The sequence below is a fragment of the Marinobacter sp. genome (assembly GCF_044799475.1).
In the GTDB taxonomy this organism is placed as follows: domain Bacteria; phylum Pseudomonadota; class Gammaproteobacteria; order Pseudomonadales; family Oleiphilaceae; genus Marinobacter.
On the sequence record NZ_CP085217.1, the window covers coordinates 1,221,034 to 1,247,858 of the forward strand.

28 protein-coding genes and 1 pseudogene are annotated in these 26,825 nt (G+C 57.3%); 9 read left to right on the plus strand and 20 right to left on the minus strand.

Annotated elements, in window-relative coordinates:
* The first annotated feature begins 170 nt into the window (after window positions 1-170).
* The gene (locus LG327_RS05705) at window positions 171-836 is read left to right on the plus strand and encodes an energy-coupling factor ABC transporter permease (protein ID WP_404366995.1); all 666 of its coding nucleotides are present in this window, start codon (window positions 171-173) and stop codon (window positions 834-836) included.
* A gap of 17 nt (window positions 837-853) precedes the next feature.
* On the opposite strand, the gene LG327_RS05710 is transcribed toward LG327_RS05705, so the two are convergent.
* Window positions 854-1,270 (minus strand): YkvA family protein, encoded by a 417-nt coding sequence (locus LG327_RS05710; protein WP_404366997.1) that lies wholly within the window; start codon window positions 1,268-1,270, stop codon window positions 854-856.
* A 144-nt stretch (window positions 1,271-1,414) separates the two neighbouring features.
* On the opposite strand from LG327_RS05710, the gene LG327_RS05715 reads away from it, so the two are divergent.
* Window positions 1,415-1,801: a gamma-glutamylcyclotransferase gene (locus tag LG327_RS05715; RefSeq protein WP_404367000.1), complete on the plus strand. Its 387-nt coding sequence runs from the start codon at window positions 1,415-1,417 to the stop codon at window positions 1,799-1,801.
* 32 nt (window positions 1,802-1,833) lie between these two features.
* Here LG327_RS05715 and ccoM read toward each other — a convergent pair whose 3' ends face one another.
* On the minus strand, window positions 1,834-1,953 hold the full coding sequence (gene ccoM / locus LG327_RS05720; RefSeq protein WP_404367003.1) for a cytochrome c oxidase subunit CcoM: 120 nt from the start codon (window positions 1,951-1,953) through the stop codon (window positions 1,834-1,836).
* Window positions 1,954-2,156: 203 nt separating this feature from the next.
* Here ccoM and LG327_RS05725 point away from each other — a divergent pair, with 203 nt between their 5' ends.
* A complete protein-coding gene (locus LG327_RS05725; protein WP_404367006.1) occupies window positions 2,157-2,579 on the plus strand; it encodes an ion channel in 423 nt (140 codons plus the stop codon).
* A 10-nt stretch (window positions 2,580-2,589) separates the two neighbouring features.
* Here the strand turns inward: LG327_RS05725 and LG327_RS05730 are convergent, their stop codons facing one another.
* The 7 genes from LG327_RS05730 to paaX form a co-directional block, all read right to left on the minus strand.
* Complete coding sequence (locus LG327_RS05730) at window positions 2,590-3,321, minus strand: sulfite exporter TauE/SafE family protein (protein ID WP_404367009.1); 732 nt, start codon at window positions 3,319-3,321, stop codon at window positions 2,590-2,592.
* A gap of 128 nt (window positions 3,322-3,449) precedes the next feature.
* Window positions 3,450-4,538, minus strand: coding sequence for a diguanylate cyclase (locus tag LG327_RS05735; protein ID WP_404367012.1), 1,089 nt, complete (start codon window positions 4,536-4,538; stop codon window positions 3,450-3,452).
* Window positions 4,539-4,600: 62 nt separating this feature from the next.
* The gene (locus LG327_RS05740) at window positions 4,601-5,041 is read right to left on the minus strand and encodes a universal stress protein (protein ID WP_404367015.1); all 441 of its coding nucleotides are present in this window, start codon (window positions 5,039-5,041) and stop codon (window positions 4,601-4,603) included.
* A gap of 27 nt (window positions 5,042-5,068) precedes the next feature.
* Window positions 5,069-6,352, minus strand: coding sequence for a TRAP transporter large permease (locus LG327_RS05745; RefSeq protein ID WP_404367018.1), 1,284 nt, complete (start codon window positions 6,350-6,352; stop codon window positions 5,069-5,071).
* Between the two features lie 32 nt (window positions 6,353-6,384).
* Entirely contained in the window at window positions 6,385-6,978 is a 594-nt protein-coding gene (locus LG327_RS05750) for a TRAP transporter small permease (RefSeq protein WP_404367021.1), read from the minus strand.
* Between the two features lie 98 nt (window positions 6,979-7,076).
* On the minus strand, window positions 7,077-8,102 hold the full coding sequence (gene dctP / locus LG327_RS05755) for a TRAP transporter substrate-binding protein DctP (RefSeq protein ID WP_404367024.1): 1,026 nt from the start codon (window positions 8,100-8,102) through the stop codon (window positions 7,077-7,079).
* A 130-nt stretch (window positions 8,103-8,232) separates the two neighbouring features.
* The gene (gene paaX, locus LG327_RS05760) at window positions 8,233-9,198 is read right to left on the minus strand and encodes a phenylacetic acid degradation operon negative regulatory protein PaaX (protein WP_404367027.1); all 966 of its coding nucleotides are present in this window, start codon (window positions 9,196-9,198) and stop codon (window positions 8,233-8,235) included.
* Window positions 9,199-9,611: 413 nt separating this feature from the next.
* On the opposite strand from paaX, the gene LG327_RS05765 reads away from it, so the two are divergent.
* The 6 genes and pseudogenes from LG327_RS05765 (at window position 9,612) to LG327_RS05790 (ending at window position 14,866) form a co-directional block, all read left to right on the plus strand.
* Entirely contained in the window at window positions 9,612-10,766 is a 1,155-nt protein-coding gene (locus tag LG327_RS05765) for an ABC transporter substrate-binding protein (protein ID WP_404367030.1), read from the plus strand.
* An 80-nt stretch (window positions 10,767-10,846) separates the two neighbouring features.
* The gene (locus tag LG327_RS05770; protein ID WP_404367033.1) at window positions 10,847-11,722 is read left to right on the plus strand and encodes a branched-chain amino acid ABC transporter permease; all 876 of its coding nucleotides are present in this window, start codon (window positions 10,847-10,849) and stop codon (window positions 11,720-11,722) included.
* Window positions 11,722-12,729, plus strand: coding sequence for a branched-chain amino acid ABC transporter permease (locus tag LG327_RS05775; RefSeq protein WP_404367036.1), 1,008 nt, complete (start codon window positions 11,722-11,724; stop codon window positions 12,727-12,729). Before LG327_RS05770 ends, LG327_RS05775 begins: the two co-directional genes overlap by 1 nt.
* The gene (locus LG327_RS05780; RefSeq protein ID WP_404367038.1) at window positions 12,726-13,484 is read left to right on the plus strand and encodes an ABC transporter ATP-binding protein; all 759 of its coding nucleotides are present in this window, start codon (window positions 12,726-12,728) and stop codon (window positions 13,482-13,484) included. Before LG327_RS05775 ends, LG327_RS05780 begins: the two co-directional genes overlap by 4 nt.
* A 17-nt stretch (window positions 13,485-13,501) precedes the next feature.
* Window positions 13,502-13,903: pseudogene (locus LG327_RS05785) on the plus strand (ABC transporter); the annotation flags it as partial.
* 258 nt (window positions 13,904-14,161) lie between these two features.
* Window positions 14,162-14,866, plus strand: a complete 705-nt coding sequence (locus LG327_RS05790; RefSeq protein WP_404369244.1) for an ABC transporter ATP-binding protein — start codon at window positions 14,162-14,164, stop codon at window positions 14,864-14,866.
* A gap of 94 nt (window positions 14,867-14,960) precedes the next feature.
* On the opposite strand, the gene paaZ is transcribed toward LG327_RS05790, so the two are convergent.
* The 11 genes from paaZ to paaG form a co-directional block, all read right to left on the minus strand.
* Window positions 14,961-17,003 (minus strand): phenylacetic acid degradation bifunctional protein PaaZ, encoded by a 2,043-nt coding sequence (paaZ, locus tag LG327_RS05795; protein ID WP_404367041.1) that lies wholly within the window; start codon window positions 17,001-17,003, stop codon window positions 14,961-14,963.
* A 58-nt stretch (window positions 17,004-17,061) separates the two neighbouring features.
* The gene (paaE, locus tag LG327_RS05800; RefSeq protein ID WP_404367044.1) at window positions 17,062-18,141 is read right to left on the minus strand and encodes a 1,2-phenylacetyl-CoA epoxidase subunit PaaE; all 1,080 of its coding nucleotides are present in this window, start codon (window positions 18,139-18,141) and stop codon (window positions 17,062-17,064) included.
* A gap of 13 nt (window positions 18,142-18,154) precedes the next feature.
* Window positions 18,155-18,724, minus strand: coding sequence for a 1,2-phenylacetyl-CoA epoxidase subunit PaaD (gene paaD / locus LG327_RS05805; protein ID WP_404367047.1), 570 nt, complete (start codon window positions 18,722-18,724; stop codon window positions 18,155-18,157).
* Window positions 18,708-19,472: a 1,2-phenylacetyl-CoA epoxidase subunit PaaC gene (gene paaC, locus LG327_RS05810; protein ID WP_404367050.1), complete on the minus strand. Its 765-nt coding sequence runs from the start codon at window positions 19,470-19,472 to the stop codon at window positions 18,708-18,710. The genes paaD and paaC overlap by 17 nt, the downstream gene beginning before the upstream one ends.
* Window positions 19,473-19,483: 11 nt before the next feature.
* Entirely contained in the window at window positions 19,484-19,765 is a 282-nt protein-coding gene (paaB, locus tag LG327_RS05815; RefSeq protein WP_404367053.1) for a 1,2-phenylacetyl-CoA epoxidase subunit PaaB, read from the minus strand.
* 16 nt (window positions 19,766-19,781) lie between these two features.
* Entirely contained in the window at window positions 19,782-20,771 is a 990-nt protein-coding gene (gene paaA, locus LG327_RS05820; protein ID WP_404367056.1) for a 1,2-phenylacetyl-CoA epoxidase subunit PaaA, read from the minus strand.
* 322 nt (window positions 20,772-21,093) lie between these two features.
* Window positions 21,094-22,395 carry a phenylacetate--CoA ligase PaaK gene (paaK, locus tag LG327_RS05825; protein ID WP_404367059.1) on the minus strand — a complete coding sequence of 434 codons (1,302 nt, stop codon included), beginning with the start codon at window positions 22,393-22,395 and terminating at the stop codon, window positions 21,094-21,096.
* 57 nt (window positions 22,396-22,452) lie between these two features.
* Window positions 22,453-23,682, minus strand: a complete 1,230-nt coding sequence (gene pcaF, locus LG327_RS05830; protein ID WP_404369247.1) for a 3-oxoadipyl-CoA thiolase — start codon at window positions 23,680-23,682, stop codon at window positions 22,453-22,455.
* A gap of 17 nt (window positions 23,683-23,699) precedes the next feature.
* Window positions 23,700-24,143, minus strand: coding sequence for a hydroxyphenylacetyl-CoA thioesterase PaaI (paaI, locus tag LG327_RS05835; protein ID WP_404367062.1), 444 nt, complete (start codon window positions 24,141-24,143; stop codon window positions 23,700-23,702).
* Complete coding sequence (paaH, locus tag LG327_RS05840) at window positions 24,140-25,660, minus strand: 3-hydroxyacyl-CoA dehydrogenase PaaH (RefSeq protein WP_404367065.1); 1,521 nt, start codon at window positions 25,658-25,660, stop codon at window positions 24,140-24,142. Before paaH ends, paaI begins: the two co-directional genes overlap by 4 nt.
* Window positions 25,661-25,664: 4 nt before the next feature.
* A complete protein-coding gene (paaG, locus tag LG327_RS05845) occupies window positions 25,665-26,456 on the minus strand; it encodes a 2-(1,2-epoxy-1,2-dihydrophenyl)acetyl-CoA isomerase PaaG (RefSeq protein WP_404367068.1) in 792 nt (263 codons plus the stop codon).
* Window positions 26,457-26,825 lie beyond the last annotated feature (369 nt).

Sequence of the window (26,825 nt, forward strand, 5' to 3'; positions counted from 1 at the left end):
AGGGGATTTGTCTCGTGATCGCCTGTCCTGATCCCGGCCCGGTCAGCATTGTGGTTAACGATTCGCTGTTGAAGCGATAGGATAATCGCAGAATGTTGCTAAAGACCTGTCCGCTTACTCATGCAGGCCAGGGTAAAAACAGGTGAGAAAAGACCGCAGGGGGGAGGTAGATGGGACTGACAGATAACCTGCTTTCCGGCGCCCAGGTTGTGCTGGCGAGCCTGGCGTTCCTTGTCTTTCTCTGGTTCGCCTTCCGTCACGCCGACTGGCGGCGGTTGCGCAGGGATCAGTCGCTCCAGCACACTTTTCTCGGGGCGGCAGTGGTACTTGGCTTTCTCTGGCAACTCAGAGCCGGGATCTCTCCGGGGCTATCGGTTCACCTGTTCGGCATGACCGCCATCACTCTCATGATGGGGTGGGGCCTTGCGGCGTTTGCCGGCCTTCTGGCTTTGGTTCTGGTGGTCATAACAGGGAGGGAACCAGCGCACCTGTTCGCCGTCAATGGCCTGATTACGGTGATGGTCCCGGCCCTGGTAAGCCATGGCATTATGATGTGGGAGCGTCGCCGGGATTTCCGTAATTTCTTTGCCTATATCTTTTTCTGCGGCTTTTTTGGCGCCGGCATAGCGGTCGCGGTCGCCGGCTGCACCATGGTCGCCATTCTCTGGCTCGATGGCGCCTATTCCTGGGGACACCTGGTTCACGAATATCTACGCTACCTGCCGCTGATCCTGCTGCCTGAGGGATTCATTAATGGTGTGGTAGTCACCGGCCTGATGGTGTTCCATCCGGACCGGCTCCTTACCCTGGACCAGCGGCGCTATCGGGAGCACTGACACGCCGGCCGGAGCAGCTACTTTTTAACACTCGGGCTCTTCTGTTCGGCTTTCCACGCCAGATAGGCGTCCATGTCTGACCGGACAATTGTCAGGCAGGCCGCAATAACTGTGGCATCGTCAAACAGGCCAAAACCGGCGATCAGATCCGGAATGAGATCCATGGGATTGAATACGTAAAGCAGCGCCCCCGCCATGGCGGCAATGCTGAGCCAGGGAATTGCCCGGTACTCTCCACGCCAGTAGTCCTGGAGCATCTGGAACATCACGCGGATGTCGCCCAGAAAGCGTCGCAGGCGGCCACTTCGCTCGGCTTTGCGCTCGACCACGGCCTGGGTCGCCAGCACGGCGTCCAGGTCCTCTTCGTGGATTTTATCGCTCTCCTGCTGGAGTGCATCCTCGGCCTGTAGTTTACTGATCGTGCGTTCTCGCATGCTGCCCCCGGTTATCGGATGTGGATCACCCGCTGATACCTTTTCAAGCATGCCACACTCGGTCCATATTTGAGAATCAGGCGGCCATCGCCCACTCGGGGGAGTATTGGTGGTGCCAGACCATCGACCAAAGCAGGGAGGAGCATGTCGGAGAATTCGAACGAAGGCAGGGATCTGGTTGCCGTCTATGGCACCCTGAAACGGGGTAATAGCAACCACGGGCTAATCAGCGATGCCCGTTTCCTGGGCAGGGACAGGCTGAAATCCATCCGGCTCTACGATCTTGGTCCCTGGCCGGGAGCAGTTGCCGGGACATCTTCCGGCATCGACGTCGAAGTCTATGAAGTGAATGAGCAGCAGATGGAGCGGATGGATGAAATCGAGGACTATCGCCCCGGATCTCCGGAAAGCGGATTATTTATCCGCCGCCGTTTCAGTTCCCGGTATGGTGACGCCTGGGTCTATCTGTACCAGGGCAGCACCCTGGGCCGGCGGCCGATTATGCGTGGCAGTTGGCCCTTGCAGCAGTAAAGTCCGCGGAAGGATATAAAAACGATCCAGCGTCAGTGTTTCTGCTGCTTTTTGTGGGAATCGCGATAGATGAAATAACCCACGCCACCCATGAAGGCAAACATGAGCGCCACGGTACCAATGCCGGCGAGAACAAATGTGTCTACATACATGGTGATTGCTCCTTCAGGATCCAGTGTCTGCTTCCACTGTATGATCCTTTTGGGCCCGGGTTCTTGATCCGGGTCAAGGGTGTTGAGGAAAATGAACTCCAGGGGTGGCGACTCAGGGAACCTGCTGATAAATATCGGATTGCCCCTGCCCGATCCGCGTTGATTGACCCGGTGCCGTCAGAAATCAGAACAGGAAGGCCATTGTGGTGCTAATTTTTTTGGTGAATTCGCTGATTGTTGCCGTAGCGGTTCTTGTCCACTACGAGTTCCTGTTCCGGCTCAATAAACTGATGCCGACAATGAATATCGTGCACCGATACCGGGTACTGCTGGGGGTTTTCGTCGCGCTGATCGCCCATGCCATTGAAATATGGGTCTTTGCTGTCGCTTATTTTTTCATGAACCGGGCCTCGGGATGGGGCACCTTCAGGGGAAACTTCGATGGCAGCCTGCTGGACTGTGCCTACTTTTCCTTCACCACTTACACCACACTGGGATTTGGCGATATCGAACCCCTGCAGGAAGTGCGCTACCTGGTCGGAATCGAAGCACTAACCGGATTTGTGCTGATTACCTGGACGGCTTCCTTCCTGTTCCTCGAAATGCAGAGGCACTGGCGGGAATGAAGGGACCACTTCACCAGGTCACAATGCCACGAACCAGGGCTGCGATTCCCGCGAGCGCAGCGATGCCCAGGATGATCGGGCGCAAGGCATGAAAGGGCAGGCGGTTGATAAGGGGGCCGGAAACCAGGAACCCGGCAAGCGTCCCCGGAAAGGTGACGACGAAGAGCTGTAGCTCTGTCAGGCCCACATAGCCCGAGAAAAACAGAGCCACGAGGCTGGCACAGCTGGCGAAAAGAAAAAACGCTGACATGTTGGCGCGAACCAGTGGACCCTTTTCATTCTGGTAAATCAGCGCTATTGGCGGCCCGCCGACCGCAGTGATGGTTCCCATGTAGCCAGAGGCGGCCCCGGCCATCACGCTGGCCGGGGTGGTGAGTGTGGGTCTTATCCCTGCCACGCTCAGGCTGACTGCCACAAGTATGAGAAAACCGAACATCAACTGGAAGCCCTGGGAAGACAGCACAAGCAGGGTGAGAGCTGCCAGGATGGTACCCGCAATGTCTCCGGCAATGGCGAACCGGACCTGGCGAAAGCCGAGGCTGGCCCTGTTCCGCACCAGCATCATGAGCGTGAGCAGAATTGCATTGAGGATCAGGGGTGCGGGCACGAACAGCGGGCTGATCAGAAACAGGAGAGGGGCCGCCAGAGTGCCTATTCCATAGCCTGCAACGCCCTGCAGGCAGGCACCAAAAAGAATGGCCGCATTGGCCAGCAGAATCTGGAAAAGAGTGACATCACTCACGCAGCTGTCCAGTTGATGGAAAATTGGATTCCGCACCGGTTGACCGATATAACGCGGCTGGCAACCCGCAGCATAAACACTTCGTACCCTGGCCTGTCAGGCTCGCGTGAAAGCAGCGAGAGGCAGAGTCACACCTGGCTCGCTTCCTCCGCCAGGGACCTGTTCGGCCTGTTTGGCGAGTGGTGTGCCAGGGGCCCGATAACCCGATTGCGGCCTTCGGCTTTGCCGAGGTAAAGCCGCTCATCCGCGGCTGAAAGCAGCGATTGCAGGCTAACACCGTCGGGCCCGTATTCAGCGACGCCAACACTCATGGTCAGGGCGATGCTGTCGGAGCCGGAGACGAAGGGCGTATCCTGCAGGGTTCTTCTCAGATCCTCGGCCAGCTCGATCGCCTGGGCACCAGGGGTGTTTACCAGAATAACCCCAAACTCCTCGCCGCCGAGCCGGCACGGCAGGTCTGTCGCCCGAAGCCGGCCGGACAGCAGATTGGCCACAAAGATGAGAGCTTCGTCACCGGTTTCATGGCCATACCTGTCGTTGACCTCCTTGAAAAAATCCAGGTCGATCACCAGGAGGGAAAGGGGCTTTCTTTCCCGCTCGACACCATGTTTCTCCCTTTCAAAGACGTCTTTGAACCGTGACCGGTTAGCCAGGCCGGTCAGGAAGTCTGTTTTCGCCATGTTCAGAAGGCGTACCTCCGAGCGCTCCCGGCTGACCTCATAGACATGGGAAAAGACCAGGATGCTTACTGAAATAATCATGATGTTGGCAACGGGAAGAGCCTGCATCAGCGCGGGGTTGCCGGCATGTTTCAGGAAAAAGATGACGCCGGCGACGGCCATGAACACGATGGATATGGCAAGCCCCAGGCGACGCCCAAGAAGCAGGTGCGAGATGATGGGGACCAGAAGAACCCATGCGAACACAGAGGCAGAGGCTCTGGGCACGGCCATGGCAAACATCATGGCGGTGAAAAAGGGTAGCAGGAAGGCAAGAGTCCAGCTTTCAAGATGACGGGTCCGACGGAGAACCCGGAGCAGCACCAGGGAGTAGGCTGCCATGACGATTTCAACGGCGCCGAGCAGGACTGATCCATAGACAAAATTGAGCAGGGCGAACATCAACCCGGCGCTGATCGTGATCCACAGCAGGGCCCTCAGAACAGCCTTTCGGTGCGGCTGGGCCAGGTGGGCGGCATAATCCCGGGACGTATCCATTTTATCCGACCCAACCCCAATTTGATCAAGAGTGAACACGTCGAGCCGGCCTCTCCGCCAGCTCAGACCACCATGGTGGCACATTTTGCCGAGCCGGCCACACGCTGCGCCACGCTACCCAGGAATAAGCCGTCTTTGTCGCCATGGGTGCCTTTCGAGCCCAGGATAATCAGGTCAATGCTCTTGTCGGCAGCAAATTCCACAATGGTCTTCGACGGTTTGCCGCTCTTCACAAAGCCCCTGACCTCAGCAGAACCCTGCTCTTTTGCGTGATTTTTGGCATCCTCCACGACTTCTTTGGCAAAGCTCTCGAGTGCGCTGTCGGGGATCTGCACATCAGAAGGCCGGCCGATTGAAAGAGACGCTTCAAACAGGCTGTGGTGCTTGTAAACGCAGAGCAGATAGAGCTCGGCACCGGTCAGCTTCTGAAGCTCAATCGCCTTGTCCAGAGCCTCGATGGCATGCCTGGAGCCGTCAATCGCAACAAGGATTTTCCTGAACATATCAAGCTCCCGTCAGCCTGCTTGCGATCACCTGAATGCCAGATCGCGGAGAAAAAGTGCTACCTGCGGAAATGCGATGATGATTCCGGCCGCGGCAATCAGCATGAATATGAAAGGTGGAGTTCCCCGAATGACTTCCCAGTAGGGCCGCTTGAATATCGCAATGGCTGTGAAGATGTCGCACCCGAAGGGTGGCGTGGCCGAGCCAATGGCCACCTGCAGCGTGATCAGTACCCCTACCAGCACGGGATCAAGCCCCGTTGCCTGAATCGCTGGAGCAAAGATCGGGGTAAGTACCAGAATCACGACGATCGGATCCACGAACATGCAGGCGATGAAGAAGGAGATACAGATGGCAACCAGGACACCCACAGGCCCGGCTTCGTTGATACCAGCGGACTCGAGCAGAGCCTGGGGAATCTGGGCAAATGAGATGATCCAGGAGAAGCCGTTGCCAACACCCACCAGAATGAATACAACAGCAGTGATCAGGCCGGTTGATTTTGCGATCCGGTAGATGTCCGGCATTTTGAGGGAGCGGAAAACAATAAATTCCAGGAAGAAGGCGTAAAGCACGCACACGGCTGCAGCTTCTGTCGGGCTGAAAATGCCGCCATAGATGCCGCCGACGATGATGACCGGAAAGAACAGCGGCCAGCTGGCGTCCCGGACTGAAAGCCCGCGCTGCCGCCAGGTGGCTTTTTCTTCAGTTGGTACCTTCATCACGGTGGCGTATATCAGGCAGTAGATCGAAAACATCATCAGGATCATCAGGCCCGGTCCAATACCTGCAATGAAAAGCTCGGCAATGGAGGTGCCCGAAATCACGCCGTAGATGATCATGCCGATGCTGGGTGGTATCAGAAACGCAATATCACTGGAATTGATGATCAGAGCGAGGGTAAAGGAGTCGGAATAGCCGGCTTTCAGCAGCTTTGGGCGTAATGGCGACCCTACCGCAACCACAGTAGCCTGGGTTGAACCGGAGACAGCCCCGAAGAGCGTACAGGAGGTGGCCGTGCTGATGGCAAGGCCACCCTTGATATGACCAATGAATGCCATGACCATATTGATCAACCGGTCGGCCGACTGGCCGCGGGTCATGATGTCCGCTGCCAGAATGAACATGGGCACGGCGATCAGGGAGGCGGGTCGTATGCCTGCCACCATCTGCTGAATGAAGGTTTCAGTCTGGCCAAGATCGCCAAACATCATCACAAATCCGACGATGGAAGCAGCGATCAGGGGGATCATCATTGGAAAGCCGAGTAGCAGCAGTCCGATCATGATGAGCATTAGGGTCGTTGCCATGGGTCGTCCTTTTCTCCGCTATCGCCGTTGCTTCAGACTTCGGACTCTGTATCGCTATAACCATCGACCACGCCCGTAGACAGATAGACGTCTTCGGAGGTGAAATTCTTGATGGCGGTCAGAAAATACTGGATGCCGGTAATGGCAAAGCCAACAGGCACCCAGACATAAATCATCCATATTTCAATACCGAGAGCTGGCAGGATCCGTCCGCGGCTCTGCAGGGTTTCGATATAGCCTACTGAGTAATAGCAGAGGAAAAACATCACGGCTGAGGTGACCAGCGCAATGATGATCATCAGGATCTTTCTGCCTTTCGGAGGCAGGGCGTCGTAAATGGCCGACATGCGAATGTGGCGGCCATGGCGGGCGGCATAACCGATGCCCGCAAAGGTGACCAGGATGATCAGGATCCGGTTGATCTCGCCGGAGAAGAAAAAACCCTCACCAAAAACAAAGCGTGCTATCACGTTGGCGCAGGTGTTGACCGCCATGAGAATGACGCCCATTGCCAGAAGTATCGCTTCAATTTTGCTGATGATGACGTCGATGGTGCCGAGGAACCCGGGCAGACCCGATTCGTAACCGGCGGTGTCATCTTCGACGAAGGAGGGCTTCTCGCTCATGGCGCTGCTCCGCTAAATGACGGCCCGCCACCGCACAGCGGGGCGGGCGGAAAGGTGCCGGTTGATCCTGACCGGCACACTGTTGCAAAGGACGGAATTCAGTCCTGTACCTCTTCAAGGTCTTTCTTGAACTGGTTCAGAAGCTTTTTGCCTTCTTCCCCTGTCATTTCAATGAACTTCTTTTCGACCTGGGGTGCGCGGGCCTTGAACTTCTCAATCTGCTCTTCGTTCAGGCGGGTGACCGTGACCTCGTCACTGGCCTTCATGATGTTCTGGAGCGCCTCGTCGGCAAGACCATTGATGTGGACGATGATTTCCTCAAAGGCATAGTCCGATGCATCGCGAACCAGCTTCTTGTCCTCGTCTGACAGGCCTTCGAAAAAGTCCTGATTGGCCATCATCGCGGTGGTGAACCAGCCGTGGCTGGTGAAGATCAGGTGTGGCGACACTTCGTAAAGCTTGCCGGACTCTATCCAGAAAATCGGATTCTCCTGGCCCTGGATCATATTGGTCTGCAGGGCGCCATAGACCTCGCCCCAGGGCAGGGGTGTCGGAGTGGCGCCAAAGGCTGCATAGGTCTCGGACAGCAGCGGGTTGGTCATCACGCGGATTTTCTTGTTGCTGAACTCCTGAGGTGAGGTGATGGGTTCGTCTGCAGTAACCACCATTTCGCCTTCCGGATACATCTGAAGCAGTTCCAGTCCATGCTGCGCGTATAGCTCCGGGAACATTTCATTGATTGCTTCACTTTCCCTGAAGAAAGTCACGACCTTGTCCATCTCCGTGGGCATGAGGTAGGGGATGAAAAAGATCTGGGCTTCGGGGATCAGAGCGCCGGTAAAGCCCGGAGACTGATTGACGAACTGGAGGATGCCCGACAGGGTCTGCTCCATGATGTCGTCCGACTCACCCAGTTCACCAAACCGGAACACCTGGATGGTGTGGTCGGAATTCTCCTCGATGTATTCCTTGAACTTGTAGGCGTATACGTCCTGAACGTCACCCTCGTACTCTTCGTGGGCATAGCGCCAGTTGGCTGCGTTTACCGAGTTGGCGGCTGTCATGGCTGCGAAGGCAATCGCTGAGATTCCTGCGAGTTTCTTCAGTGTCATCAAGGTGCTCATGGCATTCTTCTCCGTTATTTTGGTTTTCTGATTCTCCTCTGACATTTACAAAGATTGGTCAAAAAATTACGTTTCCGCAAGGAATCCGGTGAAATGAGTAACAAAAAAGGCGCCAAGTGGCGCCTTCAGACTATTTGCTCATCTCAAGTTCGGGTTGTAAGTCGGTGGTTTCAGCCCTCAGCCCCCCAAACCGCCTGTAAAAGCTCTCATTTGGTCCAGGCAGTGGTCCGGAGGCATTCTCCAGGGTCTGGTCCAGCCATTGCTCGGCGCGAGCGTGGATCAGCTTGTAGAGGTTGCGGCACAGTTGTTTCGCGCCCCGGCCTTCCCAGTCTCCCGGCAGCAATTCATCGGGTAGCCGGGGGTCCCGCAACAGGATCTTGCGGTACTCATGGATAAGAAGGGTGCGGACGGTAAAACATTCCTGTGGCGTAAGAGGATCGCCAGACTGTAACTCCCGCCAGAGTGGACGGAACTGTTCAAGGAATCCGCGGTAACGGGCCGCCAGCTCATCCAGATTCCAGCTCTCGCGCACCTGCCGGCGCAGCGCGCGGGGGCTCTTTTGTTCCAGTGGCTGGGTCTGCATCACAATGGTGTCTTCCTGCGCGCCCCATTCCTGCAGCAGCGGCAGCAGTTCATTGCGATGGAACCGTGGGTGTTCCATGATTCCGGGCGCCATGCTGCCGAAGCTCAGCCACTCCAGCTCTTCACGGACTTTCTGCCTCTTTTCAGGATCAAGCTGATTGAGGAAGACCAGGCACCAGCTGCCGTTCCATTCCCTGGTTGACAGGCTGTAAACGTGCTGGAACGCCTGTTCGAATCTTCTCAGGCCAGGCCCGGTCAGGCTGTAATAACTGCAGCGCCCCACCTTTTCAGTTTGCAGCCAGGATTCCTGGACCAGGCGGAACACTGAAGTCCGGATCAGGCGCTGGCTGATACCGACCGGTTCAAGCAGTTTCATCAGGCTGCCAAGCCAGACGGTCCCCCCTCTGGGCACGATGGCATCACCATAAATGGTAATGATGAGGGAGCCGGCCCGGAGGGGTCGTTGGTTCTGGAAATTGTTTACCAGAAGATCTAGCTGGTTTTTTGCAGACATGACCTGACTTCGCTGTATGGAAATTCGATAGAGCACAGGAGTGACAATTATGCTCTTCCCGCTTTTCACATGAAACTCTTGCATCACTCGGCCGATTCTGCCTCGCGCTTCTGGCGTAGCGACTCGTGATCGGCTTTACTGAGCATGGTGAATCCGGACACCTTAAACGGATTGACACGCCACTTATGATACAATAAGTTTATTGATAATTCTCAAATGGTATCGAATAATCCGGTCGGAAAAAGAACAGAATCTGTTGTTAAGAGCCTATTAACAGGCAGATAATATGCGGACCGATCGGAATGATTGAGCGAATTTGACACGGGACCTGTGTCATTTAGTGAGAATTTCGAGCTTATTTCCGGGCAACGGCGACCACGTCGAAAGCCTCTCAACCTGGGAGAACAAAAACAATGCTTACAACAACCTTGCGCCGCTTGGCCAAGTACACAGCTGTCGCTGCAGCCGCGTTCACAATGAGTGTTCAGGCTGCCGAACCCATCAAGATCGGCTCGTTTCTGTCAGTCACCGGCCCGGCTTCCTTTCTGGGCGACCCTGAGCTGAAGACGCTCGAGATGTATGTCGAAAGGATCAATGAAAATGGCGGCGTTCTCGGACGCCAGCTGGAACTGATCCATTACGATGATCAGGGTAATGCGTCCAATGCCCGCAGTTTCGCAAGCCGTCTGATCCGCTCCGACCAGGTGGATATCATTGTCGGCGGCAGTACCACTGGCGCCACCATGGCATCCGTCCCTCTGGTGGAGCAGGCTGGCATTCCCTTTATCTCACTGGCAGGGGCCGTGGTTATCACCGACCCGGTCAAGAAGTGGGTGTTCAAAACTCCCCAGTCCGACCGTATGGCGGCTGAGCGGATTCTTGCCGATATGAAAGACCGCGGAATCACTAAAATCGGACTGATTTCCGGGACTGGCGGTTTTGGTGCATCCGGCCGCACCCAGACGCTGAATGTTGCCAAAGACATGGGCATCGAGGTGGTTGCGGATGTGACCTACAGCGGTTCGGATACTGATATGACCGCTCAGCTGACCAACATTCGAAACACCAAAGGTGTGGAAGGCGTCATCAACTTCGGCTTCGGCCAGGGCCCTGCCATCGTGACCCGTAACTATGATCAGTTGGGCATGGAATTGCCTTTCTATCAGTCCCACGGGGTTGCGTCGGATGGATTCCTGAACCTCGCAGGAAAAGCAGCGGAAGGCCTGCGCCTTCCCGGATCCCCGCTACTGGTTCCGGATTCCCTGTCTGATGAGGACCCCCAGAAATCAGTGGTGCAGAAGTATAAGGCCGAGTATGAAGAGCAGTGGGGCCAGAGTGTTTCCACGTTTGGCGGCTATGCATACGACGGACTTATGCTCGCGGTCAGGGCTATTGAAGCTGCCGGCTCCACCGACAAGGCCGCTGTGCGGGACGCACTTGAGTCTATCCAGGGTTACGTGGGTGTGACCGGTGAATTCAATATGTCCGCCGACGACCACAACGGCCTCGATGCCGGTTCCTTCCGGATCCTGGAGGTCCAGAACGGCGGCTGGATGCTGATCGACTAATCCCCTCTACCAGCAGTCTCCGGTCCGCCTGCCTTCATTGACGAAGGCAGGCGGACCGATTTCCGACCGGAACCAAGGCTATGTTTTCAGAATTCCTGCAGTTTTTGTTCACCGGAATCACCATCGGCGCAACTTATGCGCTGATCGCACTCGGTTTTACCCTTATTTATAATGCCAGCCACGTCATCAACTTTGCCCAGGGCGAGTTTCTGATGATTGGCGGCATGGCTACGGTGTCCTTCATGGCGCTCGGATTGCCGATGCCGCTTGCCATCATTCTGGCAGTTCTGCTCGCTGGCCTGATGGGTGTCCTTTTGCAGCGGTTTGCCATTGCACCGGCCAAACAGGCCGATGTGGTAACCCTCATCATTATCACTATTGGTGCGTCGATCTTTATTCGTGGCCTGGCCCAGCTTCTGTGGGGCAAGCAGTACCATGTGGTGCCCAATTTCAGCAGCAATGAGCCCATTCAGGTTGCTGGCGCAGTTATGAACACCCAGAGCCTCTGGGTGCTGGGCATAGGTTCGGTCGTTGTGGTGGCCCTGGTGCTCTTCTTTACACGGACGATGGTTGGCAAGGCCATACTCGCTACCGCCATGAACAAGCAGGCCTCGCGGCTGGTAGGTATACGCACCCAGTTTGTTCTCATGCTCGCTTTCCTGGTCTCCGGCCTGCTGGGTGGAATTGCGGGAGCGGTAGTGGCGCCCATAACTTTCACTTCCTATGACATAGGGATCATGCTCGGGCTCAAGGGATTCGTGGCTGCCGCAATAGGCGGGCTTGGTAGTGGAGTAGGGGCAGTTGTTGGCGGAATCTGCCTTGGCATTGTGGAAGCCATGGCGGCTGGTTATCTGTCGTCCGACTATAAGGATGCGGTTGCATTCTCCATGATCCTGCTGGTTCTGTTCTTTATGCCTCGCGGGTTGTTCGGGGCCAAGGTAGTGGAGCGTGTTTGATGTTTGACCGATTTATGCAGATCCGCCTGAAAGGAATGATTGTTCTGGCCATCATCCTGCTGGTGATTCCTTTACTCCTGACTAATCCTTTTCAATATGACCTCGCCACCCAGATTATCATTGTGGCCACTGCCGTCGTGGGGCTCAATCTGCTGGTTGGCTTTGCGGGCCAGATCAGTCTTGGTCATGCGGGTTTTTTTGGCCTCGGAGCCTATTTCACGGCCATCATGACTGGCACCTACGGCTGGTCAGCAGTGCCGACACTGGTTTTGGGCGGGGCGCTGGTCGGCGCGATTGCGTGGATTGTCGGGCGCCCGATCCTCCGGCTGAAAGGCCATTACCTGTCCATGGCCACCCTTGCGGTGGGCTTTATCATTGCCATTGCAATCAACAACGAATCGCAGCTCACCGGGGGGCCTGACGGGATGCCAGTTCCTGCCCTGGATATTTTCGGGTGGGAGCTTAGTTCATTCGCTGTGTATTCGTTCTTTGGCGCGGAGTTCCAGGGCTATGAAGTCTGGTACGCATTCGCAGGCCTGGTACTGCTTCTGGGGGTCTGGCTTGCGCAGAATCTTATTGACTCTCCCATTGGCCGCGCCTTGCGCTCGGTTCATGGGTCCGAGGTAGCTGCCCGGGTCGTGGGCGTAAATACCGCCCGATACAAGAGTCTGGTATTTGTCATTTCGGCGGTATACGCGAGTGTCATGGGAAGTCTGTACGGCCACTTCCAGGGCTTTATTACGCCCGCAGTTGCCGGTTTCGAGTTTTCCATCATTCTGATCACCATGGTGGTGCTCGGTGGCATGGGCTCGACCTACGGCGTCATCGTGGGTGCTGCCGTACTGACACTCCTGCCCCAGGTGCTGGCGGACTTCCAGGAACTGGAAATGGTCATGTTTGGCGCGATTCTCATGCTGACCATGATATTCATGCCCAAGGGTCTCCTCCCTACCATCCAGACGATGATCCAGAGCAGGGTAAAGAAAAAACCGGGAGGCCAGCCATGACTGCACTTATCGAAGTAAAAGGCCTGGACAAGGCGTTCGGCGGCGTCCATGCCGTGGAGAATGTGAGTTTTGCGGTGGAGGCCGGTCAGGTGTATTCGGTCATCGGGCCGAACGGGGCTGGCAAGACCACCCTGTTCAACCTGATTACCGGGCTCTATACGCCAACCGGCGGGGAAATCCGTCTTAACGGGGAGACCACCACCAACCTCGAGCCGAACGAACTGGCGCAGAGGGGGATGTGCCGGACCTTCCAGCAGATGCAGATCTGCATGAACATGACCGCAATAGAGAACGTCATGCTGGGTCGTCACCTGAAGCTGAAAAGCGGCCTGTTGACCACTCTGTTTCGGCTGCCGGCACTGCTCCGGGATGAGAAATCCGCCCGGGATCGGGCGGCTGAGCTCATGGAGTATGTCGGCTGTGGCGAGTATCTGGACGCCGAAGCGTCGGCCATGTCCTACGGTGCACTCAAACGCCTGGAAATCGCTCGCGCCCTCGCTGCAGATCCCAGAGTCATCCTGCTGGATGAGCCGGCGGCAGGTCTGAACGCGACCGAAACAGCGGCACTGGAAGACCTGATCAGGAAGATCGCAGCTGGTGGCACCACCGTCATGCTGGTGGAGCACGATATGAAACTGGTGATGGGGATTTCGGATCATCTGCTGGTGCTCAACTACGGACGTGTACTGGCGGAAGGCACCCCGGCTGAAATCCGCGACAATCCTGATGTAATCGCTGCCTACCTGGGTGGCTGAGCAAGAAGGCAATTGAAATGACACAGCAAAACACTGACATTGCGTCTGCCCAGTCGCGCCGGTCGCAAGCCATCGGCATCATCGTGCGGGAGCACCAGGGCTTATGGCGTACGCTGGATCTGCTGGACCAGCTGCAGTACGACATGAACATCAATGAGCAGCGCCCGGATGAGCGGCTGTTCCTGACCATTTTTGATTACATCCAGCACTTTGCCCGCCGGGTGCATAGCACGCCCTCCGAGATCACTCTGTACCGGCTGCTGGCAGTCAAGGCACCGGAGACGGTACCGCTGCTGGAAAAGCTCTCCAGGGGCTACCTGGTCGGTAATGAAAAGCTGAACGAACTGCGGGAGTTGCTCAAGGTCTGCATCAGGAACTGGCCCCAGGGCCGGGAAGAGTTCAGCCACGCTCTTGCACGCTTTACTGGTGCTCTGCGCAAGCACATCAAGAAAGAAGAAGGCGTGGTCATCCCCCGCGCCCGGGAAGTTCTGAGCGATGAGGACTGGGACGAGATCATCGAAGCACGTGACCAGGAGAATGATCCGCTTTTTGGGGATCGCGTTCGCGAAGAGTTCAAGGAGCTGAGACACCGAATTGTCACCTATACACCGGAGCGTTTTGGCGGCCTGGGACTTCAGCATGCGGAGAGAGTGACGCCGGAGGATGATCAGAAGGAAATGCTCTCGGTCCAGAACCTCGTGACTTCCTATGGTCAGATCGAGGTACTGCACGATGTGAATATCCGCATCAACGCCGGTGAGATTGTCTCCCTGGTCGGCGCCAATGGTGCCGGGAAGTCTACGCTGCTGATGATACTTTCCGGTTTGCAGCCGGTGGACCGGGGCACACTGACCTTCGAAGGCCGGGACCTGGCAAAGATACCGTCGGAGAAGCGCGTTCAGCAGGGCATCGTGCAGGTACCGGAAGGCCGCCAGGTTTTCAAGGACCTGAGTGTGCAGGATAATCTCCTGCTTGGTGCCTACACCCGTGGCAGCTCAACGGAGGTCACGGATGACCTGGAGAGAATGTACACCAAGTTCCCGATTCTCCGGCAAAAACGCCATAATCTGGCAGGTGAGCTGTCTGGCGGCCAGCAGCAGATGTTAGCCATCGGCCGAGCCCTTATGTCCCGTCCGCGCCTGTTACTGCTGGATGAGCCCAGCATGGGGCTGGCACCGCTGATCATTGAGGAGATCTTCAATATCGTGCGGGAGCTGAAGAAGGAAGGTATTACCATCTTCCTGGTGGAGCAGAATGCCGCTCAGGCGCTTGCCCTGGCGGATCGCGGCTATGTTCTGGAGACCGGCAATGTGGTGATTGAAGGCACCGGCCGGGAACTGCTGAGCAACGAGAAGGTGCGAGAGGCCTACCTGGGGATGTAAAGCCTTGGGCCCTCCCGCGGGCTGGCAAGAGGCACTGAGGCACAAAAAAAGGGCAGGTCGCGAGACCTGCCCTTTTTCGTTCTGTCGGAGTGGATTACTCGGGCTTCTTGGCGACCAGCGTAAGGATGTCGTAGCTCGCCACCATGACGCCCTCCTGGTTGTGAACCTGGACGTCCCAGACCACTACCCCCTGGGGGTGACCGTCTGGCGAAGTGCGTCCCTGGTCGATCTTGCGCTTGCAGGTCAGTCGGGCCTGGATAGTGTCCCCCGGCGCCACCGGCTCGATGAACCTCAGGGTCTCCAGACCATAGTTGGCAAGCACTGGCCCTGGAGCCGGCGAAACGAACAGGCCGGCTGCTGCCGACAGCACAAAATAGCCATGGGCGATGCGCTTGCCGAACTGCGATTCTCTCGCAGCCAGATCGTCGAAATGCATGTAAAAATGGTCGCCGGAAAGGCAGCCGAAGTTGACTATGTCCGCTTCGGTCACGGTGCGACGATGGGTCAGCAGGGATTCGTTGATCTGCAGATCTTCGAAGTGACGGCGGAACGGATGCACGTCATATTCCTTGAGCTGGGCGCCACGAACGTATTCGCCGGTGATTGCCGCCAGCATGTTGGGGGAGCCCTGAATAGCAGTGCGCTGCAGGTAATGGTGTACCGCGCGGATACCGCCGAGCTCTTCACCGCCGCCAGCACGGCCCGGGCCGCCATGCTTGAGCATGGGCAGGGGTGAACCATGCCCGGTGGACTCTTTGGCTGCTTCTGCGTCCAGCAACTGCAAACGACCGTGATAGGGCGCCAGTGCCGGAATCATCCTGGCTGCGACTTCCGGGTCACGTGTTGTCAGGGTAGTGACCAGAGAGCCCCTGCCTTTGGCAGCGTACTCGACTGCCTGCTCAATGGTTTCATAAGGCATGACGGTAGCGACGGGGCCGAATGCTTCAATGTCATGAGCACCACCGTCCTTCTCCGGGGTACGGCACAGAAGCAGGTGCGGCTCGATGAACGCGCCGTTTTCGGTCCCCGGCCCTTCCGGACGGAAGCTTTCATTTTTGCCGATGACGCATTCGCTGGTCTTGAGCAACTCATTGATGCTGGCGCGGACGTCCTTCAACTGGTCCATTGACGCCAGTGCGCCCATGCGAACGCCTTCAACGCCCGGGTCACCGACCCTGATCTTGCCCAGACGCTCCTTGAGCTTTTCGCACAGCGCATCCACCTGGGACTGATGCACGAAAACCCGGCGAATCGCCGTACATTTCTGGCCAGCCTTCGCGACCATTTCGCGGGCCACTTCTTTGGCAAAGATGTCGAACTCTTCGTGCTCCGGCTTTACGTCCGGCGCCAGGATTGCGCTATTAAGCGAGTCAGCCTCGGCGTTAAAGGGTACCGACCGGGCCATGAGGTTAGCATTGCTACGAAGCTTGAGCGCAGTGCTGGCAGAGCCGGTGAAGGTGACCAGGTCCTGCTCTTCCAGCAGGTCGAGAAGGTTGCCGGTGCGGCCAATCACCAGTTGCAGGGCACCCTCCGGAAGGGCTCCTGATTCCTGCATCAGTCGCACCGCAGCTTCAGTCACATAACTCGTGGATGTCGCTGGCTTGACGATGCAGGGCATGCCGGCAAGGAATGTCGGCGCGAACTTCTCGAGCATGCCCCAGACCGGAAAGTTGAAAGCGTTGATATGCACGGCCACGCCACCTCGAGGCACCAGAATGTGGGTGCCGGCGAAGTGGTTATTCTTGCCTAAAGGCGTTACCGGCCCCTCGTGAAGCACGTTGCCGGAAGGCAGTTCGCGGCGGCCCATACTGGCATAGGAGAACAGGGTGCCAAAGCCACCGTCAATGTCGATGCCGTTGTCGGCTTTGGTGGAGCCAGTATGCATTGAAAGGGCATAAAGCTCCTTTTTGTGCTCCTGGATATACAGCGCCATCGCCTTCAGGGCGAGGGCGCGCTCCTGGAAATCCATGTCGAGAAGTTTTTTGCCGGCCTTGCGGCCATAGCTGAGAGCCTTGGCGAAGTCGATCTGCTCTTCGTGAGTATGGGCGACCGTCTCGCCATTAATGGCGCTGGGCAGCGCCTGGGCAGGGCTCTCGCCCAGCCATTCACCGGCAATAAAACTCTTGAGAACGGGCATTTCGGGTAGGCTCCATCGGTTGCTTGTTGGATTTCAATTTGGTGTTGGGCGTTGCATATCAGACTTCGTCGTAGTCGAGAACAACCTTTGAGCTCACGGGGTAACACTGGCAGGACAGCACGTAGCCTTCCTCCACTTCGTAGTCTTCCAGAGCAAAGTTCTGGTCCATCTCCACTTCGCCCTCGATAACCTTGGCCTTGCAGGTGGAGCAGACGCCCGCCTTGCAGGAGAAGGGTAGATCAGCGCCTTCGTCATTGCCGGCATCAAGAATGCTTTTGGTGTTCTGGACCAGATCAAAGGTGATTCTCCGGCCGTCGGCCTTGACCGTAATTTCACTGACGGCCTCCGGATCGTGCTTGACATCATCACGATCCTTGCGTGGCTGAGGTATACCGCCCACCGGAGTGAAGAGCTCATAATGGATCCTGCTCTTTTCCATGCCATGACGTTCCAGAGAGTCGCGTACTGTCTCCGTGACCAGTTGAGGGCCGCAAAGGAACGCTCCAGTCAGGTTTTTTACATCAATCCAGTAATCGAAAAGCTTGTCGCACTTGTCGCTGTCGATGCGGCCGTTGTACAGGTCGATGTCCTGCTCTTCACGGGTGAAAATGTAGACCAGGTTAAAGCGGTCCATGTATTCGTTTTTGAGATCCTGCAACTCGTCCCGGAACATGGTGGTCGCGGTCGCCTTGTTGCCGAAAAAGAGGGCGAATTCGCTCTTGGGTTCGGTTTCCAGCGTGGTCTTTATGATCGAAAGAATCGGTGTAATCCCGCTACCGGCGGCGACGGCCAGGTAGTTGCCCTCCCGCTCAGGGTCCAGTGCAATGGAAAAATGCCCCTGGGGCGGCATGACTTCCAGTGTTTCGCCTGCATGCAGTTCTTCATTGGCAAAGGTCGAGAACCGCCCCCCCGGAACCTTCTTGACGGCGATGCGCAGCTGCTGGTCGTTGACGCTGGTGCAGATGGAATAGGACCGCCGGACTTCCTCTCCGTCGATTTTGCTCCGCAGGATCAGGTGCTGGCCCTGCTCGTAGCGAAATTCATCCGACAGGTCTTCGGGCACATCGAAGAACAGTGAAACGGAGTCTCTGGTTTCGGGTCTGACCTCTTTGATGGTCAAGGGGTAGAATTTAGTCATGATTGTGTCGGCCCTAGATGCATTTGAAGTAGTCGAACGGCTCGCGGCAATCTTTACAGCGATAAAGCGCCTTGCAGGCCGTCGATCCGAATTCGCTGAGTCGTTCCGTGTCTTCGCTACCGCAGTGGGGGCAGGCGATGGTCTCGGATTTGCCCAAAAGACTCATTTTGCTGGAACTGCCCTCAGGCGGCGCAATTCCGAATTTCCGAAGCTTTTCCCTGCCCTGTTCGGTAATCCAGTCGGTCGTCCAGGCTGGCGTGAGCTTGCGGTGGAGCCGGATGTCCCGGATACCGGCCATTCTCATGGCCTCGAAGATCAGCTCCTCGATCAGCTCGGTTGCGGGACAGCCGGAATATGTCGGCGTGACGTCGATATCAAGCGTCTTTCCGTCCCAGCTCAGGTCCCGGACTATGCCCAGTTCCACCACGCTGACCGCAGGAATCTCCGGATCTTTGACATCCTCCAGCAGCAGCCAGATGTCCTCTTCGGTCAGCAGATCAGGGCGAGCATCGCTCGGCACCCGATCACTGGCGATAAGGGCTTCCAGTGGTGACCGGGATTCTGGTTCACCATACTTTGGCATCGGGATAGGCCCTTTGCAGGAATTGCATTTCCGCGAGGATGAAGCCGAGGTGCTCGGTGTGCTCGCCGCGCTTGCCGCCCAGATACATCCAGGCATCTTCTTCGCCGGGCTCGAGTGTGGCTTCGGTCAGTACATTCTTCACCATCTCGTGCCAGTCGGCTTTCAGCTGGTCCGGATCCGGGCCGATACCCATGTCGAACATGATCCGGTCGACTTCGTCCGGAAGGGTCAGTTCACCGGTGAAGCGCCAGAGGATATCGACGGCATCCTGCATGCGGCGGTGGCTCTCCTCCGTGCCATCCCCCATGCGCACGACCCATTCCGAGGATCGGCGCAAATGGTAAGTCGCTTCCTTGAGCGACTTGGCCGCGATTCCGGCAATTCTTTCGTCCTTTGCCTTTGCCAGACTTTTGAGGGTGAGGTAATGCCAGACATCGAAAAAGAACTGGCGGCCCATGGTCACCGCATAATCCTCATTCGGCTGCTCCACGATGAGATGATTCCGGTATTCATGAGCATCCCGCCGGAACGCCAGCAGGTCGGCGTCGAGACCGTTGCCCTTGACTTCGGCCGCGTACTCGTACCAGTTGCGGGCCTGGCCTACCAGGTCGAGCGCCACGTTCATCAGGGCCATTTCTTCCTCAAGCGCCGGCGCCTTGCCGGTTAACTCGCACAGACGCTGTGCCAGAATCATGTCGGAGTCGGCCATGCGTAGCAGGAAATCCTGCAGAGCTTCGTGTTCTGTCATGGGACTGCTCCTCACATGTGTCCAACTTCGTCCGGTAATTCATAGAACGAGGCATGCCGGTATACCTTGTCCTCCGAAGGATCGAACAGCACTTCCTTTTCATCGGATGCGGAAGCTGTGATGCTGGCGGAGGGAACCACCCAGATGCTCACACCTTCACTACGGCGGGTGTAAAGGTCCCGGGCATTTTCCAGGGCCATCTTGTCGTCCGCAGCATGAACGCTTCCCACGTGCTTGTGATTCAGGCCGTGCTTGCTGCGTACAAAGACTTCGTATAGACGCCATTCAGACATACAGTTTCCTCCGGTATCAGGCTGCAGCACGCTGCTTTTGTTTTTCGGCGTAGGCGACGGCAGCTTCACGTACCCAGGCGCCCCCTTCGATGGCTTTCTTGCGGGTGCTGATACGCTCGCGATTACATGGGCCATTGCCCTTCAGCACGTCATAGAATTCCTGCCAGTTGATCTCGCCAAAATCATAGTGACCGCGCTCTTCGTTCCACTTCAGATCCGGATCGGGCACGGTGCAGCCAAGGAGTTCCAGCTGCGGAATGGTCTGATCAATGAACATCTGACGCAGTTCGTCATTGCCCTTGCGCTTGATTTTCCACGCCATGGACTGAACCGTGTTTGGAGACTGATCATCATGGGGGCCGAACATCATCAGCGCCGGCCACCACAGCCGGTCGATGGCATCCTGAACCATGTCCTTCTGCTCCTGCGTGCCTTCACGCATCATGTCCAGCAGGATCTGGTAGCCCTGGCGCTGGTGGAAGCTCTCTTCCTTGCAGATACGGACCATGGCCCGGGAATAGGGGCCGTAGGAGGTGCGCTGCAACACCACCTGGTTGACGATGGCTGCGCCATCCACCAGCCAGCCAACGGCACCCATATCAGCCCAGTTCAGGGTCGGGTAGTTGAAGATACTTGAGTATTTGGCCTTGCCGCTGTGCAGTTTGTCGATCTCTTCGTCCCGGTCTGCGCCCAGGGTTTCCATGGCGCTGTACAGGTAAAGACCGTGGCCGGCCTCATCCTGGATTTTTGCCATCAACTGGAGTTTGCGCTTCAGTGTGGGGGCGCGGGTGACCCAGTTGCCTTCAGGCAACATCCCAACCACTTCCGAGTGGGCATGCTGGGAAATCTGGCGAACCAGGGTCTTGCGGTAGGCGTCTGGCATCCAGTTCTTGGGTTCGATTTTGGTTTCAGCGTCGACCTTGAGCTGGAACTCCCGCTCTTCAGGCGACATTTCCTCAATCGTCTTGAGTCGCTTGGTGCCGGTATCAACCATTTGTGCGTACATAGTTTTCCTCCAGGTCGGGCAATGGTGTCCCTGTGTATAAAACAGCATTGCCCAAAAAATTATGCAGTGCTGTAACACCAATACTATATGATACTGAATAAATATCAAGGACGAAAATTGTGTGTCATGTTATCTTTTTTTGAAGCTTCGGTGTTTTCCAGTGTGCTGATATTAAATAACAAATAGTACGGTGACGTGATCTACGGGGAGGCCTGAAAGAAGAAGAATGAAAAATTAATCGATATTTTTGAAGGTGTTTCCGGAGCGGAGAGAGCAGGACCCGCCATGCAGTGGCGCAGGGCGGGTTCAGGGGGGAAGGAAGTTATTTGCGACGGTCGAACACCCGTTTGGCCTTGCCCTCAGAGCGGGCCAGGCTGCCGGGATCAAGCACCTCAATGCGAGTGCTGATACCAATATAGGACTTGATGTGATGGGACAGCGTCTTGGCCGTCCGCTCCCGGCCTTCCTGTTCCTGGCTCTGGGTCAGCTCAACACGCACAGTGACGTGATCCAGGTTGCCTTCCTTGTAAACCTCGATTTCATAGTGGGGGGCAAGTTCTTCTACCTTCAGGACCTGTTCTTCGATCTGACTCGGGAAGACATTGACCCCGCGGATAATCAGCATGTCATCACTGCGTCCGGTGATCCGGTCTATCCGCCGCATGGGTCGGGCCGTACCCGGCAGTAGCCTGGTCAGATCCCGGGTGCGATAACGCAGGATCGGCAGCGCCACTTTGGTCAGAGAAGTAAACACCAGTTCGCCGTATTCGCCGTCTGGCAATACTTCCCCCGTGTTCGGGTCGATGATCTCCGGGTAGAAATGATCTTCCCAGATGGTTGGGCCGTCCTTGGTTTCGGCGCATTCCATGCCAACGCCCGGCCCCATCACTTCAGAAAGCCCATAGATATCCAGTGCCTGGATGCCCAGACGCTCTTCCAGCTCAGTGCGCATGCTGTTGGTCCAGGGTTCGGCGCCGAAGATGCCCAAACGCAGCGGCAGTTTATGCGGGTCCATGCCCTGGCGGTCCATTTCGTCCGCAATGTTGAGCATATAGGAAGGCGTCACCATGATGATGTCTGGCTCGAAATCGTGGATAAGCTGAACCTGCTTCTCTGTCTGCCCGCCCGACATGGGAATAACCGTACAGCCGAGGCGCTCCGCCCCATAATGAGCACCGAGCCCGCCGGTAAAAAGGCCATAGCCGTATGCAATATGAACCTTGTCGCCGGCATGCCCGCCACCAGCCCGAATGGAACGGGCGACGATATCAGCCCAGGTGTTGATGTCGCCCTGGGTATAGCCCACCACCGTGGGTTTGCCCGTGGTGCCGCTGGACGCGTGGACTCGAACGACGTCTTTCATGGGGGTCGCGAACATGCCGAAGGGGTAGTTGTCCCTCAGATCGCTTTTGGTGGTGAACGGGACTTTGGCGAGGTCCTCAAGGGAGTTTATGTGCATCGGCTTCAGATCGATGTCATCAAACGCCTTCCGGTAAAACGGAACGTTGGTGTAAGCATGTGTCAGGCTCCAGCGCAGCCGCTGGAGTTGCTCATGCCTCAGCTCATCAATGCTGGCCGTCTCCATACGGTCAAGTTTGCCAATTTTCTTCAAGGGTAATGTCATCGGTCTGTCCTGCTCTGTTTTTGTTGCCCTGGGATGCCCCATGGTTTTCTGGTGCCGTCAGAGTGGAGATTCCACCCGCTCGATGATCAATGCAATGCCCTGGCCCACGCCAATGCACATGGTGCAAAGGGCATACCGGGCCGGCAGGCCTTCCTGGTGACGTCGCTCCAGATCATTGACCGCGGTGGTCACAAGACGGGCACCGCTCATGCCCAGAGGATGGCCCAGGGCGATGCCACCGCCATTCGGGTTAACGTGCTCGGCATCGTCCGGGAGGCCGAGATCCCGCAATACCGCCAACGCTTGAGCAGCGAAGGCTTCATTCAGTTCGATAACATCCATGTCCTCAAGTTTAAGACCGGCAACTTCGAGCACCTTGCGGGTTGCCGGCGCAGGCCCCATGCCCATGATGCGAGGCTCGACTCCCGCGGTGGCCATGGCGATCACCCGCGCCCGGGGCTTCAGGGCGTATTGCTTGAGTGCCGCGCTGCTGGCAAGCAGCAGGGCACAGGCGCCATCATTGACCCCGGAAGCATTGCCTGCGGTGACGGTGCCATTTTCCCGGAACGGAGTGGGCAGTTTGGCCAGTTGCTCCAGGCTGGTTTCCCGGGGATGTTCATCAGTATCAATGATTAATGGGTCCTGCTTGCGCCGGGGCACTGACACCGGCGTGATTTCCCGGGCCATGCGGCCGTTTTTCTGGGCTGCTGCCGTGCGTTGCTGGCTGCGCAGGGCAAAGGCATCCTGATCTTGCCGCGAGACGCCGAAATCGGCAGCGACATTTTCGGCCGTCTCCGGCATGGAGTCGATCCCGTACTGCTTCTTGAGCAATGGGTTTACAAAACGCCAGCCGATGGTGGTGTCAAAGATCTCGGCCTTGCGGCTGAAGGGCTGGTCTGCCTTGCCCATCACAAAAGGCGCACGAGTCATGGATTCCACACCGCCCGCGATCATCAACTGGGTTTCGCCGGTGCGGATGGCGCGGGCAGCACTGCCCACTGCATCCATTCCAGAACCGCAGAGCCGGTTAATCGTGCTGCCAGGCACGTCGACGGGCAGCCCGGCCAGTAGCAGCGACATCCGGGCCACATCGCGGTTGTCTTCACCAGCCTGATTGGCACAGCCGTAGTAGACGTCATCGATCTTTGACCAGTCCACGCCCGGCTGGCGATCCATCAGCGCCTTGATGGGTACGGCGCCAAGATCATCTGCACGGATCGGCGCCAGTGCACCGCCGTAGCGGCCGATGGGCGTGCGGATCGCATCCACGATGTAGGCGTCTTGCAAGCGGTTATCTGCACTCATTAACTTTCCTCCAGATTACGAACGCTGCCACGAACCTGATAGGACCGGCCGCGAAACAGGGCCACAGTGCGGCCGTCCTGATTGGTCAGGGTGATGTCGTAGATGCCGGTGCGGCCACCGCGAGACTGCTCTTCCGCGGTGGCGGTCAGCTTGTCCCCGACCTTCGCTCCGTACATGTAATCTATGCTGCAGCCTGAGGCCACGGTCGCCTTGTCGTAACTGTTGCAGGCAAAGGCGAAGGCGGAATCGGACAGGGTGAACAGATAGCCGCCGTGGCAGGAGCCGTGACCCTGGATCATCTGCTCAGTGACGGTCATCGTGAGGACCGCTTTGCCCGGCGAAACAGAAACAATTTCCATCCCCAGGTGCTGGCTCGCCTGGTCGCGGGCGAACATGGCGTTGGCGCATTCTTCCGCCAGCTTCTGGGCGTCAGGATCGGTCATGAGTAGAACTTCCTTTCGGCAAAATGATTTTTCCTCAGCAGCAGGGAAGGCCGGTATCGGTCTTCGCCGTAGCTGTCCTGGAGGTTTCGCAGAACCTGGAAGACGCGACCAGCGCCAAGGCGGTCGCTCCAGCGCAGCGGCCCCTCCGGATAGTTCAGCCCGGCTTTCATCGCCAGGTCAATGTCGGATGGCGTGGCCACGCCCTGAAGGGCAGCGTCGGCGGCCTCATTCGCCAGCATGGCAACCGTCCGCATAACCACCAGGCCCGGACGATCTTCCAGCAGGCTGACCGCAATGCCGGCTCTCTGGATCAGCGCGCAGGCATCGGAGGTGGCGCGATCTGTGGCCTGGTCGGCCATGGCGATTGCCAGTCTCGTGACTTTTGAGTAGTCAAAGGCCAGATCGAAAACCGCCAGGTTAAATACACCGTCGGCAGCAGCCCTTTCCGTCGCCATGCGTCCGTCCGTCAGGGCAAGAACCGCTTCACCGAATCGCAACTGACCCGGGCCGTCCCGTTCGATGATTTCCACGTCGGTCTCGCGAATGCGATCAAGTAAAGGCTCTGCCGGACCCAGTTTGCCTTCCACGATCACCGGGGTGCTGCCGCTTTTGCATGCAGGTTCGGTCCTGGGAAGCGGCTTGTCCACGCCCCCGCTGTAGTCGTAAAAACCCTGGCCGCTCTTGCGGCCCAGCCGCCCGGCCTCCACCAGCTCTTTCTGGATGAGAGAGGGCAGGAAACGGGGATCCTGGTAATAGGAATTGAACACCGAGCAGGTCACCGCATAATTGACGTCGTGGCCAATAAGGTCGGTGAGCTCGAAGGGCCCCATTCGGAACCCCCCCGCCTCTCGCAGGAGCGCATCCAGAGTGGGTGCGTCCGTAGCTTTTTCCTGCAGCAGCCGCAGAGCTTCGGCGTAAAACGGCCGTGCCACCCGGTTAACGATGAAGCCGGGAGTAGAGGTGGCGAAAACCGGCGTCTTGCCCCAGTTAGCAGCAGTGGCATGTATGATTTCCGCGACCCGGCTGGAGGTGGCAAGGCCCTTTACTACCTCAACCAGGGCCATAAGTGGCGCCGGATTGAAAAAGTGCATGCCCACCACACGTTCAGGATGCTCGAGCTCCGCTGCCAGCGCGGTAATGGAAATAGAGGAGGTGTTGGATGCCAGGATGGTCTGCTGGCCGCACAGTCTTTCGAGTTCCGCCAGCAGCGTGCGCTTGATGCTGAGATCCTCGACGATGGCTTCGATTACCAGGCCGGCATCGGCAACTTCGGACAATTCGCTGACCGGGCGGATCCGTCCCACGATGTCGTCAGCTTCCTGCTGGGTCATTTTGGCTTTATCCACACGGCGCTGAAGCTGTTTGGCAACGCTGTCACGCCCGCTATCGGCGGCGGCGTCACGCTGGTCGTGCAGGTAAACCCGATGGCCAGCCTGGGCCGCTACCTGGGCTATGCCGGCTCCCATGGCGCCGGCCCCGATGACCGCAATGTTGATCTGGATATCAAGTGCCTGCATTTTTTCACTTCCCTCTGAAGGTGGGGGTGCGCTTCTCCATGAAGGCCGCAACGCCTTCGCGATAGTCTTCGCTCTGGCCAGCTTCCCGCTGCAGATCCCTTTCAAGGTTGATCTGTTCCTCGAAGGTATTGTTGGCGCTGGCGTGGAGGGCCCGTTTGATCAGCGCCAGGCCTTTGGTGGGCTGGGTGGCGAAATGACGTGCCAGCTTCATGGCTTCGTCCATCAGCTGGTCGTTGTCGACACAGCGCCAGATCATGCCCCAGCTTTCCGCCTGCTCGGCGCTGATTTTGTCGCCCAGCAGGGCCATGCCCTTGGCGCGGGCCATGCCGGCTACCCTGGGCAGGGTCCAGGTGCCGCCGGAATCCGGAACCAGTCCCAGCTTGCAGAAGGCCTGCACAAAGCTGGCCGAGCGAGCTGCCAGAGTAATATCGCAGGCCAGTGCGATATTGGCTCCTGCCCCGGCGGCGACGCCGTTCACGGCACATACAACCGGCATGGGCAGGTCCCGCAGGCTGCGCATCAGCGGGTTGTAGTAGTTTTCAAGAGAGGCGCCCAGATCGGGTGCCTCCTGACCGGGTACGACGCTCCGGTCTGAAAGATCCTGGCCGGCGCAGAAGCCTCTGCCGGAACCGGTAATGACCAGCACTCTAACCGAGGAATCTTCCCGAACCTGCCTGATGGAAGAGCGCATCCGCTCGTGCATCTCGATATTGAAGCTGTTCAGGTTGTCCGGGCGATTCAGGGTCAGTGTCGCCACGCCCTGATCGATTTCCAGAAGAATGCTCGGCTGAGTCATGGCGTTATCCTTTTGCGAATTGGCTGATGAGCGGCGGTTGAACTGTGTGGCGGGCCGGTGCTCGTGTATGAATAGTCCGCCAGGTGTCCGTGGTCGAAAGCCGGCCTGGACCGGTTCTCCTTGTCTGGCGAGGCTTTTGGCGTGGCGCCGACGGGCTGAATGTGAAAATTTAGTATATATAACAATTGATACTCGTCAAGGCCTGAAAAGGCAGGATTATGTATCACATCGGACGAAAGTCGAAAGGATCGGCGCCCATATACATGATATCCAGTAATTAATGTCAGCCGTGTATTGTCTGGCTGCAGTCGTGGTAGTCAATTTGCGCGGATCCGGCACGAAAAATATGAAATACGATCCCCGAACCTA